This is a genomic window from Caldicellulosiruptoraceae bacterium PP1 (genome assembly GCA_041320695.1).
Classification (GTDB): Bacteria; Bacillota; Thermoanaerobacteria; order Caldicellulosiruptorales; family Caldicellulosiruptoraceae; genus JBGGOQ01.
Genome location: JBGGOQ010000002.1, coordinates 94,218 through 111,336 on the forward strand (window position 1 = coordinate 94,218; position 17,119 = coordinate 111,336).

Here is a 17,119-nt window from a genome sequence, read left to right on the forward strand (position 1 = left end):
GGTGTGAGACAAATTGTTTAGACGAAATAGAAAAGATGATTTGAATGCTTATATATTTGTTGGTCCATTTTTAATATTATTTGTAATCTTTATTGTATTACCTGTTATTGCTGCTATATTATTATCATTTACTTATTTTAATACAATAGAGGCTCCCAAATTTATTGGTCTTAAAAACTATATAAACCTTTTTACACAAGATGATATTTTTATGTTGCATGTACTACCTAATACATTTAAATTTGCATTAATCACTGGACCTGGTGGATATTTGCTTTCATTCTGGCTTGCTTGGATGCTTGCTCAGGTTGCCAAAAATGCCAGAAGTGTTTTTACACTTGCAATATATTCACCTTCAATGACTGCCTCTGTTGCAATGGCAGTTGTTTGGCTTGTACTTTTTAGTGGTGATAGAACTGGCTATCTAAATAGCTTTTTATTAAAGATAGGGTTTATTAATTCACCAATTCAATGGACACAGGATCCAAGCTTTTTGATGCCAGCCATGATAATTATTACATTATGGAATAGTATGGGTGTAGGTTTTTTAGCTATGCTTGCAGGTATATTAAATATAAACCCTGAACTATATGAGGCTGGGTATATCGATGGAATAAAAAATAGACTTTATGAAGTTTATTATATAACAATACCATCTATGAAACCTCAAATGCTTTTTGGTGCTGTTATGAGTATTGTTGGAACTTTCCAAGCAGGAGCAATTGGTGTTCAGTTATCAGGTTCCAACCCGACACCTCAATATGCAGGACAATTAATTATAAATCATATTGAGGATTATGGATTTATAAGATACGAGATGGGGTATGCATCAGCTATTTCAGTTGTTTTATTGATTATAGTATATAGTGTTTCAAAGTTTTTCTGGAGACTATTCGGAGAAGGTGATGAATAGATGGCTAAATTCCAAGGAACAAAAATAAATCCAACTAAATTTGATAAAAGCCAGTTAGGTTTTATTATTTTTCTTTCCTTTTTAGGTTTTTTTATGATTCTACCTATTATATTTATGTTTTCGCAAGCCTTTAAGCCAATTGATGAATTGTTTTTATATCCACCAAGATTTTTAGTAAAAAAGCCAACCATAAAAAATTTTGTTGATTTATTTATACAAACTAATATAATGCAAATACCTATGACACGTTATCTTTTCAATAGTATTTTAATAACACTTACAAATGTTTTTTTAACAAGCATAATTAGTACCATGGCAGGTTTTGCTTTATCCAAAAAGGAATTCAGACTGAAAAAAATAATCTTTGAAGCAAATACTATAGCATTAATGTTTGTTCCAGCTGCAGTGGCTATTCCAAGATATTTAATAGTAGAAAAGATGGGGCTAATTGATAATATGTTGGGACATATATTACCTATTTTAGCTTACCCTGTTTGTGTCTTTTTAGCAAAGCAGTTTATCGACCAAGTACCTAATGCATTAATTGAAGCAGCATATATTGATGGAGCAGGGGACTTTTATCTTTTCACTAGATTAGTTTTACCAATGATAAAACCTGCTGTAGCAACTATCTCAATATTGGCCTTTCAAACAACATGGAACAATACTGAGACCTCAGTTATATACATGAATAAGGAAACATTAAAAACATTTGCATTTTACATGAGCACGTTAGCCTCTACTGTAAATAATAATGTTGCTGGGCAAGGGATTGCAGCAGCTGCAGCATTAATAATGTTTATACCAAATCTTGTTATCTTTTTAGTTCAACAAAGCAAGGTAATTGCTACAATGGCACATTCAGGGCTAAAGTAGGAGGATTGAAATATGAAAAAAAAGTTTATTTTAGCTTTTTTGATTTTAATTTTATTATTGCAGACTACAGTTAGTGCTTTTGCGGGGATATCATATTTTACATTTACCTCAAACAATAGAGGAGAGATATTTTTTACACAAACTGGTTATGTTCCAGTTGGAATTATTGATGGATATAATATCTATGAAAAAGGCAGTGATGGGAAAGAATATCAAGTTCCTTTACTTCAGCCAGAGGATATTTATATAGATTCAAATGATGATTTATACATAGCAGATAGCGGAAATTCACGTGTAGTAGTTTTTGACGATGAAGGTAATTTAAAGAAAATCATAGGTAAAGGTGTTTTAGGAGTTCCCAAAGGTGTATTTGTTGATGATCAATTTAATATATATGTTGCAGATACAATGAATGAAGAAGTATATAAATTTGACAGAGAAGGTAACTTACTAAAAGAATACAAAAAGCCTATATCAATGTTATATGGGGATAAAACACCATATAAACCCACAAAAGTAATTGTAGATAAAAGAGGAGATTTATATATTACAAGTGATGGTACCTACCAAGGGCTTGTCCATTTAAGCTCTGATGGAGATTTTATGGGTTTTTTTGGTGGGAATAAACTTGGATTTGATCTTATTTGGTATTTGAAAAAGCTTTTTTATACAAAAGATCAAAAATCAAGAGTTGAAAAAAGACTACCTATGTCTATTTCAAATGCAGCTATAGATAGCGAAGGGCTAATATATACTTGCACAGCAGGTCTTGAAACTGAGGAGATAAAAAAGCTTAATATTGCAGGAAAAAATTTGTTACAATCTAAAAGTTATTGGATTAGATTCAATAATTTAGCTGATAGTAGTTCGAGTTTTATAGATTTGGCTGTTGATAATATTGGTAATATTTATGCAATTGATTCTGTTCAAGCAACCATATATGTATTTGATAGAGATGGAAACACTTTGTTTGTTTTTTCCGGATTAGATTTGGGAAATCAACGTCTTGGACTTATGAAGTCACCGTCAGGAATAGCAGTTTCATCTGATGGTAGAATATATGTAACTGATAAGGAAAGAAACAACATACAAGTATTTAAACCAACAGAGTTTGCACTATTAATCAAACAAGCAATAGCACTTTATTTGGATGGTAAATATCTAAAGAGTGAAAAGCCTTGGCATGAGATTTTAAGACAAAATAACATGTTTGATTTAGCCCATGATGGAATTGGTATGGTAGCCATGAAAAAACATGACTATCAAAAAGCTATGAATGAATTTAGAATTTCTTTCAATGTAAAAGGATTTTCTAATGCTTATTGGGAAGTTAGAAGACAGTGGATGCTAAAATATTTTGGAGTAACATTAATTATATTTATATTTCTTGTTATTTTTTATATTTTTTATAAGAAAAAGATACGAAAAACTCAAAGGTTTTTAAAGTTAAAAGAAAAAGTATCAAGTAGAATTAAAAATAGAATAATTAGTGAAATACTATTTGCTAAGCGTTTGATGAGACATCCTATTGATGGATATTGGGAACTTAAAAGAGAAGGTAAAGCCTCAGTAGCTTCTGCAACAATAATATTATTAATTATTATTATTTTAAGGTTATTTGAATTATATCAGACAAATTTTATTTTCAGTGAGGTTAATATCAGAACATTAAATATTTTAAATGAAGTTTATAAAATAGTATTACCATTATTTGCATGGATTATATCCAATTATTTAGTTAGTGCTATAAATGATGGTGAAGGTAAATTTAGGCATGTTTATATAGGGACAATATATGCACTATCACCATATTTATTATTATCTTTACCAATTGCAATAATTTCAAAAGGCTTAACATTAGTTGAAGAATCTGTATATAGCTTTCTTCATAATGGTATGTATGTCTGGTGTGGAATATTGCTTTTCTTTAAGGTAAAAGAGATTCATAACTATGAATTAGGTGAAACAGTAAAAAATATCATCTATACAATAGTAGGAATAATTATTATTGCAATTGTACTATTTATATTATTTGGTCTTTCTAATCAATTATGGGATTTCATATACTCACTTATACAGGAGGTAAGAATCCGTGACTAAACGATATTTTGTATTTATTCTTATTTTAACTATATTGATAACACCATTGTTAACAACTGCAAAAACAGAAAATGTTGAATATCTTACCAATTGGTATACTCAAACAGATGATTTATCAAAAGTAAATAATGCAATAAAAATATCCAAAGAATTTCTAAAGGTTGCTGACACAAATAGCTTAGAACTTTATGTTAATCCGAAAACATTACAAATCTTGATTAAAAACAAAAAGACTAACTATATTTTTTCATCACAACCATCAGAACAACAACTTAAAGGGGAACAATTAAATCAAGAATGGCAAAATGCAATAAAGTCACCATTTATCATTCAATATTTCAATGATGAAGGAACACTAAATGTAAGTAATGTTTTATCTGAGAATGGATATGTAAAACAATTTAGAAAAATAAATAATGGGTTTCAAGCTGAAATTCTGCTTAAAAATTTAAAAATCTCAATTAAATATAGTATTACAATTAAAGATAGTCAGTTAGTATTATCAATAAATCATAATGATATTAAAGAATTAGGAAGTGTAAAAATATCAACAATTCAGCCTTATCCTTTTTTAGGTGCTACTAAAAAGGCTATGATACCAGGTTATATTTTTATACCCGATGGATCTGGTGCATTAATTAGATTTCAGAATTTTCATCCCAACTATGATGAACCATATGTTGGTGATGTTTATTCTGCTGATAAAGCTATAACAAGTAATTACTCTATGTCTTTTGGTGAAGAAATGATTCATATACCTGTATTTGGGATGGTGCATGGAATTAAACAGAACGCTTTTCTTGCTATAATTGATCAAGGAAAATATAATGCACAAATTGTTGCATATCCAAGTGGTGTTAATACTAATTTTTATTGGGTTTCGCCGAGATTTATTATTAGATATGGATATTTTCAACCTACAAGTAAAAATATGGGTGGTGTAAATACATACCAAAAGGAAAAAAACACAGAAGATATAAAAATAAATTATTATTTTTTATCAAATGCTGATGCAGATTATGTTGGAATGGCAAAGCAGTATAGAAATTATCTAATTGAGAAAAAAATACTGAAGAAAAATAGTTCGTTTAACAATGATTTAAAGATTGAATTATTAATGGCTGATAGTGAACCTGGTTTATTGGGTGATAAGGTTGTTACAATGACCACATTTAAACAGGCTGAAAATATTTTGAGGATATTGAAAAGCAACAAAATAAACAATTTTCAGGTTGTTCTAAAAGGGTGGAACAAATTAGGACTACATGGTAAATGGCCCAATAAATTCCCTTACGAAAAAAGCCTTGGAACTAAAGAGGATTTAAATAGTTTATTAAATTATAGCAAAAAAGAGAACATTCCATTATTTTTTTACGATAATTATACATTAGCCTATGATGGTTCATTAAGCTTCAGCTTAAGAAATGATACAGTAAGGAAAATAACAAATGAGATACTTCAGCTTCCATTGTTTCTTATTGAACAAACAGAAATTTTTGGAGATTCTAAAGATATTTATTATATAAGTCCTAAAAAGGCATTAGATCTAGCAAAAAGAGACTTGAAATGGTTTAATGATTATAAAATACAAAACCTTGCAATTGATAGATTAGGATATGAACTTTTTTCAGATTACAATAAAAAATACAATACTAAAAGAAAAGATGCAGTTAGTATCTATAGAAACTTAATCGATTATTACAGAAGTAAAGATATTAATATAGCTCTATACAAGCCGTTTGATTACTTGTTCGACAAGATTGATGTTTTTTATGATATGCCTATTCACTCATCACAATATACTTACTCTACTGATACAGTACCATTTTTAGAAATTGTATTACATGGATTTGTTACCTATTATGCAAAATATTCCAACTTTTTTGAAAATCCTCAAGAGGAATTATTAAGGCTAATTGATTATGGCTGCTATCCTTCTTTTATAGTAACAAATGAGCAATCATGGAAGCTTAAATATTCGCCATCAAACAATATATATACATCATATTATAAAGATTGGTTAGACGATATTATATATCAATATTCATTTGTAAAAAAAGCTCTTGAAAATGTTAAACAAGCTACAATTGAAGACAGAAAAGTTATAGATGTTGGAATTGTAGAGATAAGATATAGTAATAATTACAAGATATATATAAATTATACATCTAAACAGTATAACTATAAAAATATAAGTATAAAGCCTAAGAACTTTGTTGTTGTAAAGGGGTGAGAAAATGAAAAAAAGATATAAACTGAATCATAGAAGAAGAGAAGCAATAACAGGTTTTTTATTTATTTCTCCTTGGATTTTAGGGTTTCTAATGTTTATGATGTATCCTATTTATTTTTCACTTAAAATGAGTTTTAGTAAGGTATATATAACAACTAATGGGGTTGATACACAACCTATTGGCTTTGACAATTACAAATATGCATTTTTATCTGATCCTGATTTTGTTGAGAAACTTTTAAATTTTATTAAATTTACAGTTATTGCAGTCCCCATAATTGTTATATTTGCATTATTTGTTGCTTTACTTATTAATCAACCAATAAGGTTTAGAGGAGTTTTTAGAGCTATATTCTTTCTTCCAGTTGTTATAACAAGTGGTGAGGTAATGAATGAACTTTTCAGCCAAGGAGCTGCAAGCTTACCTATGCTAAATAAATATGGAATTATCAATTTTATTAGAATGTCATTAAGTCCTGCATGGGCAGGTCCTATAATAAACATAATGCAACAGTTTATTTTAATTCTTTGGTATTCAGGTGTTCAAATATTAATCTTTTTAGCAGGGCTTCAAAAGGTTAATAAACAAACATTTGAGGCAGCAGCAATAGATGGTGCATCACCATGGGAGATGTTCTGGAAAATAATACTTCCAGTTGTAAAACCGTTTATATTAATAAACATTATTTATTCAATTATTGATATTTTTGTATATACAAGTAATGATGTAATAATTATGATAAAAGATAATATGTTTAAGGTGGCAACTGGTTATGGCTATGCATCAGCACTTGCTTGGATTTATTTTTCAATAATTTTTGTAATCTTGATAATTGTTTTATTGATTTTTAGTCGAAAAGAGGAATATTTCAAAATTGAAAAGAATGGCTAAAATTAGAGGTGTGAAAAGATGAAAAATATTACTTTTGCAAAGAAAACCAATTTCTTTTTAAAACATATAAATTTTGATAAAATAAAAATAGCTTTACTCGGTAGGCAGGGAAATGATGGTATTATTTTTAAAACTATTGTATACTATCTTTTAATAAGCGTTGGTTTTATATATTTATATCCTATTTTATTTATTGTCTCGCAAAGTTTTAAAAGTTTAGAAGACCTACTTGATCCTACTGTGGTTTGGATGCCAAGAAGATTATACTTGCAAAACTATATAAGAGCATTTTATTCGCTTAAATATATTGAAACACTTGCAGTAACTATGATTAACTCATTTAGCCCAGCAATTATACAAATGTTTTCTTGTGCATTAGTTGGATATGGATTTGCAAGATTTAGATTTCCGTTTAAAAATATTCTTTTTGGCATAGTATTATTTACATTTATTATACCTACTCAGGTTATTATGATACCTTTATTTATAACATTTTTTAAACTTAATTTATTAGGATCGCCTCTTCCAAATATAATACAAGCTATATTTGCTGGAGGACTCAAAAGTGCCCTATTTATTCTAATTTATAGACAGTTTTTTACAACAATACCTCCATCACTAATTGAATCTGCCAAAATAGACGGTGCAAATGAATTAAAGATTTTTTATAAAATAGTTTTACCTATATCTATACCTGCTATGGTTGTTGTATTTTTGTTTTCTCTGGTTTGGCATTGGAATGAAACATATATGACATCCTTGTTTTTGGGAGATAAACTTACTACACTTCCATTAAAGTTACAAACACTTAATGATGAATATTCAAGATTATATCTATCTGGTAGTGTAAGGCAAAGGATTGATATTAATGAATCTATAAGATTAGCTGCTACAATGCTAATTATATTACCTCTACTAATTTTATATTTGTTTGCTCAAAAATGGTTTGTTGAGGGAATAGAGAGGACAGGAATTACAGGAGAATAAAGGGGAGAGAACTACTATGGTTACCATACACGACGTAGCAAAAAAAGCAGGAGTATCTATAACAACTGTATCTTGGGTAATAAATGAAAAAGGCAATATCAGTGACGAAACAAGACAAAAGGTATGGAAAGCAATTGATGAACTAAACTATGTCCCAAGCTTTAGTGCACAATATCTAAAAAAGAAAAAAACTGAGACGATTGGGCTTATTCTTTCGGAATTAGCTGGTTATTTCTACTCAGAACTTATTAGAGGAATTGAAGATACATTGATAAAATATGACGAGTATTCAATGCTTGCATGCAGTGCTAATAAGAGAACAATTAATACTGCAATTGATTTTTTCACAAGAAAAAGATATGACGGATATATCCTATATTCTCCTCTTATAAAAGATGAGATAATAAAAAGAACAGCTCATAGGCAACTACCTGTTGTTGTATTAGATAGACTAATATCAGATAAATATATTTTCAATATACTAATTAATAATAGAAGCGGTATACAAGAGGCCCTAGAACATATAAGTAAAAAGGGCTATAAAAAGTTAGGTATTGTTAAAGGAAGAGATTCATTTGATTCTAATGAAAGATTTCATGCCATTATTGAATTTAAAGAAAAATATGGCTTTATTATTAAAGATGAATGGATAACAGAATCAAAATTCACTAAAATAAGTGGTTATGAACTTGGCAATTATTATTACAATTTATCAGATAAGCCTGAGGTTATATTTTGCTTAAATGATGAAAGTGCAATTGGCCTAATGCAAAGATTAAGAGAATATGGTGTTATAATACCAAGAGATATTGGTATTGTAGGCTTTGATGATATTGAAATTTCAAGGTATCTTAACCCTTCATTAAGTACAGTTAAAAGGCCTATGTATGATATAGGAACATTAGCAGTTGAGATGCTTTTTGAATGCTTCAATGGGAAAAATTATGAACAAACAATTAGATTAGATACAAGTTTTGTAGAAAGAGAATCAATTTAATGTCAAAAGAGGCCCTTCTGCTTATTGCAGAAGGGCCTCTTTTTGGTTTATTTGCTTATTACTTTATACAACACCTCAGGTTGTATATGATTATTATTGAAAGGCTTTATAAAGAATTCAAATCTAACTTCATTTTCATTAAGCTGATATTTAGATAATGGTCCTGGGCCGCAGCTATTACTACCAAGCCCACCAAGTTTATAATCAATATTTAGTATTAAACCATCATTCTCAATTAATTCATATGGATGTTTAGCCATTGTTAACATTTCATCAGTGTATCTTCTTAAACTGAAGTTGAATGTTGGTTGTCCTAAAATCATAAGTCCAATTCCATTATAATTGGTGATGCTTGCCCACCTAACGTCACACATATTTCCATATTCTTGAGGTTTTACATATGGAACATACATTTCATCAACCATTCTTTTATATATACCTATCAAAGCACTTTCAAGTCTATCAGGATAATTTTCATGTGGACCTCTTCCAAACCATTTAGCATGTTCAAACTCTTTAGGTATAATAAGTTTTAGTCCTATCTTTGGAAGGTGAGGCAATTCTCTTAATATGTTTACATCCATAGAAACTTTTATTGTTCCATCACTAAATACAATATATTTTTGCTTGACATTAAAAACTGGGCTTATACTATAAGCACCAAACACAAACTCTAAGTCAAATATAAATTTATCTTGTTCAATAGAGTAATCAAGATTTACTAATCTTCTTTGTAATTTATTTAGCCCTACTTTATTCCATTCATGCTTAATATGCATGTCATTGTCTGTTGGAGGCCTATATGCATTGAAGATAGGGCCTTCTTTTATTATTTCAATATCATTAAAATACAAAGAAGAAAAAGTTCCATTTAATTTATCAAATATAGCTTTAAAATTGTGGCCTTTTATACTAATTTTTTCAGAGTCACAAACACTTAATGTATTAAATGTTGGAATAAGATTTACTTTTTCTATATTTTCTAAAACTTTAAATTGCCAATATGATAAAATATGTCCTTTGTCTGCCCATGATGTTGACTTATTAATTTTTGCATATATATTTATAAAAATCTCTCCAAATAGATTATCAATTTTTTTATTGTATTTTATATTAACTTCCTTTGTCTCATGCGGATTTATATCAATTTCTTCAAAACTACCCTCATCAAATACTTGGCCATCAATAGTTAATTCCCAATCAAAAGTAATATTCTTAAGATTAATAAAATCATATCTATTTGTTATTTTAAAGATGCCTTTTTTAGAATCAACTTCTTCAATTGTTACAGGCTCATAAACCTTTTTCAGCTCAATTACTGATGGGTATGGTTTTCTATCTGCAAACATAAGGCCATCTATACAAAAGTTTCCATCATTTGGGTGGTCATCAAAATCTCCACCATAAGCAAAATAGCTTTGCCCATTTGAAGCTTTTTGCAAAATGCCATGGTCTACCCATTCCCATACACATCCGCCCATAAGTCTTGGGTACTTGTAAATTGTTTCCCAATATTCTTTTAGATTTCCAGGGCCATTACCCATTGCATGAGCATATTCACACATAAAGAAAGGCCTTTTATCATCTTCTTTTTTACCTTGTTCCTCTAAAAACTGAATATTTGGATACATTACGCTAACAACATCCATAACCTTTGAATCAAATGCTCCTTCATAATGGATAGGTCGGCTTAAATCATAACTTCTTATCCACTGTGCCATTTTATCATGATTTTGCCCATAACCTGATTCATTACCAAGCGACCACATAATTACAGAAGGATGATTCTTATCCCTTTTAACCATTCTTTTTACTCTATCAATATATGCATCTTCCCAGTCAGGATGGTTTGAGAGAAAACTTACATTTCCAATGAAGTCAAACCCATGGGTTTCTAAATCAGTTTCATCAATAACATAAATCCCATACCTATCACATAAATCTAAAAATACAGGATGGTTCGGATAGTGTGAGGTTCTAACAGCATTTATGTTGTATTGCTTCATAAGAATTATATCCTTTTCCATACCTTCTAAAGTTACAGCTTGTCCCACAATTGGGTCAATATCGTGTCTATTAACACCTTTTATTTTTACAGGTATGTTATTTATATAAAAAACACCATCTTTTATCTCAATTTTCCTAAAACCAATATTTTGAGATATTACCTCAACATTGTTGTCAGAATGTATTTTTAACAAAAGTGTGTAAAGATTAGGGGTTTCGGCACTCCAAAGATTTGGATTTAAAATTTCAAATTCTTTTTTTATTTCAGTTGTAGATAGTTTATCAACATTGATATTACTAATCCTTTGCTCGTAAATGGTGTTTCCATCATTATCAAAAAGGGATAATTCAATTTGGACTATTTTGTCAAATTCATTTTTATTAGCTAATAAAATATTAGCTAATAAATTTGCTCTATCTAAATCCTTGCTAAGCTCTTGTTTTATATAAATATCCTTAATATGAACCTTTGGTCTAAAAAGAAGATAAACATCTCTAAAAATACCACTTAATCTCCATTTGTCCTGGTCTTCTAAGTATGTTGCATCAGAGTGCTTTAGAACCATTACAGCAATTGTATTCTCACCATCTTTTAAATATTCAGATATATCAAACTCATGAGAGATATGAGAACCCTTACTAAAACCAACAAAATTACCATTAATCCAAAGATAAAAGAAGGAATCAACACCTTCAAATATAAGATATGTTGAAAAATCTAAATACTTAGTGGCAATATCAAATGTTCTAAAATATATTCCTGTTGGATTATAGTCAGGAACATAAGGAGGATCTACAGGAATAGGATAAGCAACATTTGTATAGTTTGGTTTATCATATCCTTGAAGTTGCCAATTTGAAGGTACAAAAATATCAGCCCAACTTGAATGGTCAAAGTTAGGGTTTTCAAAATCTTCTGGTGCCTTAAATGGTGAGTCAGCATAGAAAAATTTCCAATTTCCATTCAAAGAATAAAATCGTTCAGATAGATGACTGCTATTAATAAGTGCTTTTTGAATACTTTCATAAGGAATAAAATAACTTCTTGGCTCTTCTCTATTTTGATGAAGAAGCTTAGGATTTTGCCAATGTTCTTTTTTTATCATAAATTCACTTCCCCTTTTGTTTTTTCTAATTTTGATTTTATCAGTGATATATATAAGCTTCAATAACAATAAATTATTCTTTATTGCAATATTTTAAATATTAAAATTTAATATTAATAATATTAATAATAATGACATAAAAATATTAAAAATATTAAATTTAGTATTGAATATTTTAATATTTAATTTTATAATATAATTGAGGTGGAAAAAATGTCATACAAACTTATTAAAAAATGCCCAATATGTTCATCTGAAATGAAAATTACCAGATTAAAATGTAATTCCTGTGGAACCTCAATTGAAAATGAGTTTGACATTCCTGATTTCTACAAGTTATCACCTGAACAGTTATATTTTGTAGAGGTATTTTTAAAATGTAGGGGAAATATTAAGGAGGTAGAAAGAGAACTTAAGATTTCATATCCTACTGTAAGATCAAGGCTTGATGAGATACTTGAAATACTTGGCTTATTAGAAAAAAGTAGTATACCTAATCCCAAGGATATTGTTGAAATGTTAGAGAAAGGTGAAATATCACCTGATGATGCTATTAAAATTTTAAAAGAAGGGGTGTAGAATAATGAATGAAGAAATATTAAAGATTTTAAAAATGGTTGAAGAAGGGAAAATAACATCTGATAAAGGTGCAGAACTTATTGCACTTTTGAAGGAAACAAAAGAAAACAAAATTATTGATAAGAGTTATAACAAGAAAATGCTTAAAGTACATGTTGAATCTGCTAATGGAGACAAGGTAAAAGTTAATCTTCCTGTTGAATTTATCAAAAATATTCTAAATTCAGTAGGTAACCTTTCATTTCTTGATAGTGCTTTTACTGGTAATATGCAAAGTTCATCTGGAGAACCAATAAAAATTAACACAGCTTTGATTGCTCATGCAATTGAAAATAATCTTGATGGAGAGATAGTAAACGTTAATTCTCAAAATGGAGACATAGTAAGAGTAGTAATAGAATAGGTGAAATAATATGAGGATTATTGTAAAAGCAAATGGGAAAAACATAAATATTCCAATATCATCAAGACTTATATGTCTATTGTTGGGATGCATACCTTTTAACACTATAATGAGAATTGCAAATAGTAAAATTCCAAAGGATGTTCCAGCTATTTTACCAGAGTTATCAAAAAAGAATTTGATAAAAGCTTTTTGGTGTTTACACAAATTTAAAGGAATCAATTTGGTTGAGGTAGAATCGAAAAATGGGGAAAAGGTTGTCATTAGATTGTAGTTTTGGAGGCAAGTTATGAAGGAGAAAAGTAAAAATTATCTATTTAATATTTATCCCACAATAAAGAGAAACATAAAGTGGCTAATTTTATCTGCTTTAACATCATTAATTCTTTCAATAATTAATGTAATATCAATTAGTTTTGAAAAAAGATCTGTCGATATAGTTTTAAATTATAATAAAAGTGGTTTTTACAGAGTAATATTGATTTTAGTAATTCTTCTTTTAATAAGAGTTCCACTTGAATATTTGAAAACATTTTTATTAGGTAATTTTTCTGAGAGAAGTATTTTTGACTTAAAGAATAAATTAGCAGAGCATCTTAATAAACTACCAATTAGATATATAGAAAAAAATACAACAGGTGATTTTTTATCAAATCTGAATAATGACTTATCACTTATTCAATCTTTTTTGCAGAATTCATTAAATGATTTAATTTACCAACCATTTGTATTCTTACTTGGATTTATCTATGCACTTACAGTTAGCTGGAAACTAACACTTTTTTGTTTCTTAGGTATTCCACCAATCTTGCTTCTTACAATTTTAATTAGTAAACCAATCGAAAAATGGACTAAAAAACAACAAGATACTTTAGGAAGCCTTACATCACTTGTTCAGGATGCAATATCTGGAATTGCTGTTGTAAAGTCATTTAATCTTACAAAGAGATTTTATGAAAAGTTTGATAAAGAGCAGAAGAATGTTTTTTCAAGTGGTATGAAATCAATCAAATATATGATATTAATTGACCCATTCAAATTTATTATGAATATTATGCCTTTTTTTCTTATGTTTTTGATAGGAGGACTTCTTGTAGTAAAAGGTGAGATGACTTTTGGAGGCCTTATTGCTTTTATTGAGCTTATGAATATATTTACTTATCCATTAACTGCTATTCCTAATATTCTTTCTTCTTATAGGCAAGCAAATGCAGCTTCAAACAGAATTATCAATATATTAAATGAACCTACTGAAAGAGAAAATGGCAATGAGTTTCAATCAGTAAGCACAGATATAGATATTGAATTTGAAGAGGTGTATTTTTCATATGATAATGAAAGCTCGGATATACTAAAAGGAGTTAGTTTCAAAGTTAAAAAAGGTGAGAAAGTTGCAATTGTAGGTGCAAGTGGTTCTGGGAAAAGTACTATACTAAAGCTTATACAAGGATTTTACAACATAAAAAGTGGCAGAATAAAGATCTTTGGAAAGAGTATTGATGAGTGGAACCTAACAAAATTAAGAGAGAATATTACTGTAGTTAACCAAGATAGCTTTCTTTTTCCTGAAACAATAAAGGAAAATATTAAATATGGCCATTATGATTCATCAGATGAAGATATAAAGATTGCAGCAAAAAGTGCAAATGCTTTTAATTTCATTGCTGACCTACCAAATAATTTTGAGGAAAATGTTGGGGAAAGAGGAGTAAGGCTTTCAGGCGGTCAAAAACAAAGAATTTCAATAGCAAGAGCAATTTTGAAAAATGCTCCTATACTTCTACTAGATGAGGCCACATCAAGTCTTGATGTCGAATCAGAATATCAAATACAAACTGCTTTAGAAAGGCTGATGGAAGGAAAAACTTCAATTATTGTTGCTCATAGACTATCTACAATTAAAAATGTTGATAGGATATTTGTAATTGATCAAGGTAAAATTGTTGAAGAAGGAACACATAATTCTCTTATGCTTGGCGAAACAATTTACAAAAAACTATATCAAAAGCAATTTGAAGATTTAAATCTACAAGTGGCCTTAAGTGAGGAGTGATTTTTTTGAAAAGATTCAGGAATAATAGGTTAATAAGACTATTTTCATTTATGTGGAAAGATAAATCAAATCCATTTTTAGGAATTTTATATATATTTTCAGCTTTATTTGTTGCAGCAGAAAGCTTAATTTTCAACTATATCTTTTCTATTGGTCTTATGTATATAACCCAAGGTGCAGTTGAAAAAAACTATAAAATACTATTAGATGGTGTCTTATTTATGATAAAACTTATGTTGATAGTATTGTTGATTGCACCCTTCATTTCATACATTTATCAATATTGCATTAGAAAAACAACAATAATTATTAGAAAAAATCTATTTGAACATATATTAAATCTACCTATGAGTATTTTTGAGCAAAAGCATAGTGCAGACATTATTTCAAGAATAAATAATGATGTTAATGTGGCTGAAAATGCTTATTCGTGGCAGATTATGGTATTATTTTCTGCCTTTTTTACAGGGATAGGTGGAAGTATAATAATTGCAACAGCTAACTGGAAGTTATTCTTATATGTTGTTTTTATAGGATTATTATCTGCAGGAGTAAATACTTTGTTTTTTAAACCTATTCAAAAAATAAGTAATCAAATTCAGGAAGGATATTCCAAAGTTAGCCAAAGATTTTCAGATATAATAGCAGGTAATCAGGTAATAAAGATATTTAATATAGGTAGTATAATATTTCAGAAATTTGTTGATATGAATACTTTTGTCTTAAGGCTTAGCCTACGTCGAGTAAAATTTAATGCAACGCTAAATGCATTAAACACATTCTTAGGGTTTTTCAGTTTTTTTGGTGCTGTTATTATAGGTGGAATAATGATTATCAATAAAGAGTTTACAATGGCTAAACTTCTTCTTTGCATTAACCTTATGGGTGGAGTTATGTGGATGTTTGGCTCTATAGGTAATTTTATTACTATGATACAAACTTCTTTAGCAGGAGCCTCAAGGATTTTTGAAATTCTTGATATGGATATTGAAGAGAATAATAAGAAATTAAACGAAAGAGATTTAAATGCTAAAGAAAATATAATTAAATTTGAAGGAATTAGTTTTTCGTATAATAATAGTGACTATGTATTTGACAACATAAATTTTAGCATACCTCAAAATAGTATTGTTGCTTTTGTAGGCTCAAGTGGTGCAGGCAAAAGCACATTGTTTAAATTGATTCTTAGATTTTATAAACCAAGCAAAGGGAAAATATATCTATTTAATAAAGAGATTAGTGAATATTCATTAGAACAATTAAGGGATATAATCTCATATGTTCCACAGGAAAGCTTTTTATTTAATGGGACAATTTTAGAAAATATAGGCTATGGTAAAGAAAATGCTACAAAAGAAGAGATAATTGAGGCAGCTAAACTTGCTTATGCACATGATTTTATAATGAATTTACCTAATGGATATGATACAGTTGTAGGAGAAAGAGGAGCCCTTTTATCGGGTGGTCAAAGACAAAGAATTGCTATCGCAAGGGCACTACTTAAAAACTCACCAATTCTTTTATTGGATGAGGCCACAAGTTCACTTGATTCTGAATCAGAAAGCCTTGTTCAAGAAGCTTTGAATAACCTTATGAAAGGTAAAACAACCTTGGTTATAGCTCATAGACTTTCAACAATAAAAAATGCTGATATTATATATGTTATAGATGATGGTAAAATAATAGAACAAGGAACTCATGATGAGCTTATTGAAAAAAGTGGCAAGTATCAATACTTCTATAAAATGATGGCTGCAAATACTGTTTCTTAATATCTAAGTAATTAAATAATAACACCTTAGTATGAAAATGCTTTGGTGTTTTTTTATTTTTCGACAAATAATTAATTTAATAAATCTTAAAAATAGATACCACTCCTAAAATGAAAGTCCTTTTTTATATATATTAACCCATAGTATAATTAAAATGTACAAGAAATTATTCAAAATGCATAATATATTTTTATTTTATAT

General features: G+C 28.8%; 13 protein-coding genes. 12 read left to right on the forward strand and 1 reads right to left on the reverse strand.

Annotated features, from left to right (window positions below):
- Positions 1-13: 13 nt before the first annotated feature.
- From ACAG39_04155 to ACAG39_04185, 7 genes are read left to right on the forward strand one after another with little or no spacing between them, the layout of a single operon-like run.
- A complete protein-coding gene (locus ACAG39_04155) occupies positions 14-913 on the forward strand; it encodes a carbohydrate ABC transporter permease (protein MEZ0536431.1) in 900 nt (299 codons plus the stop codon).
- Positions 914-1,789 carry a carbohydrate ABC transporter permease gene (locus ACAG39_04160; protein ID MEZ0536432.1) on the forward strand — a complete coding sequence of 292 codons (876 nt, stop codon included), beginning with the start codon at positions 914-916 and terminating at the stop codon, positions 1,787-1,789.
- A 12-nt stretch (positions 1,790-1,801) separates the two neighbouring features.
- On the forward strand, positions 1,802-3,889 hold the full coding sequence (locus tag ACAG39_04165) for an NHL repeat-containing protein (GenBank protein ID MEZ0536433.1): 2,088 nt from the start codon (positions 1,802-1,804) through the stop codon (positions 3,887-3,889).
- Entirely contained in the window at positions 3,882-6,122 is a 2,241-nt protein-coding gene (locus ACAG39_04170; protein ID MEZ0536434.1) for a DUF5696 domain-containing protein, read from the forward strand. The genes ACAG39_04165 and ACAG39_04170 overlap by 8 nt, the downstream gene beginning before the upstream one ends.
- A 4-nt stretch (positions 6,123-6,126) precedes the next feature.
- A complete protein-coding gene (locus tag ACAG39_04175) occupies positions 6,127-7,014 on the forward strand; it encodes a carbohydrate ABC transporter permease (GenBank protein ID MEZ0536435.1) in 888 nt (295 codons plus the stop codon).
- A gap of 18 nt (positions 7,015-7,032) precedes the next feature.
- Positions 7,033-8,001: a carbohydrate ABC transporter permease gene (locus ACAG39_04180; protein ID MEZ0536436.1), complete on the forward strand. Its 969-nt coding sequence runs from the start codon at positions 7,033-7,035 to the stop codon at positions 7,999-8,001.
- A 16-nt stretch (positions 8,002-8,017) separates the two neighbouring features.
- On the forward strand, positions 8,018-8,998 hold the full coding sequence (locus ACAG39_04185) for a LacI family DNA-binding transcriptional regulator (protein MEZ0536437.1): 981 nt from the start codon (positions 8,018-8,020) through the stop codon (positions 8,996-8,998).
- A 47-nt stretch (positions 8,999-9,045) separates the two neighbouring features.
- Here the strand turns inward: ACAG39_04185 and ACAG39_04190 are convergent, their stop codons facing one another.
- The gene (locus ACAG39_04190) at positions 9,046-12,111 is read right to left on the reverse strand and encodes a glycoside hydrolase family 2 TIM barrel-domain containing protein (protein ID MEZ0536438.1); all 3,066 of its coding nucleotides are present in this window, start codon (positions 12,109-12,111) and stop codon (positions 9,046-9,048) included.
- Between the two features lie 213 nt (positions 12,112-12,324).
- Between ACAG39_04190 and ACAG39_04195 the strand changes: the two genes are divergently transcribed.
- Genes ACAG39_04195 through ACAG39_04215 form a run of 5 tightly spaced genes read left to right on the forward strand, consistent with a single transcriptional unit; the run spans position 12,325 to position 16,918 of the window.
- Positions 12,325-12,690, forward strand: a complete 366-nt coding sequence (locus ACAG39_04195) for a DUF2089 domain-containing protein (protein ID MEZ0536439.1) — start codon at positions 12,325-12,327, stop codon at positions 12,688-12,690.
- A gap of 4 nt (positions 12,691-12,694) precedes the next feature.
- The gene (locus ACAG39_04200; protein MEZ0536440.1) at positions 12,695-13,093 is read left to right on the forward strand and encodes a hypothetical protein; all 399 of its coding nucleotides are present in this window, start codon (positions 12,695-12,697) and stop codon (positions 13,091-13,093) included.
- A gap of 10 nt (positions 13,094-13,103) precedes the next feature.
- Entirely contained in the window at positions 13,104-13,367 is a 264-nt protein-coding gene (locus ACAG39_04205; GenBank protein MEZ0536441.1) for a hypothetical protein, read from the forward strand.
- Positions 13,368-13,382: 15 nt separating this feature from the next.
- Entirely contained in the window at positions 13,383-15,146 is a 1,764-nt protein-coding gene (locus ACAG39_04210; protein ID MEZ0536442.1) for an ABC transporter ATP-binding protein, read from the forward strand.
- Positions 15,147-15,151: 5 nt separating this feature from the next.
- Positions 15,152-16,918, forward strand: coding sequence for an ABC transporter ATP-binding protein (locus ACAG39_04215; protein MEZ0536443.1), 1,767 nt, complete (start codon positions 15,152-15,154; stop codon positions 16,916-16,918).
- Positions 16,919-17,119: the final 201 nt, after the last annotated feature.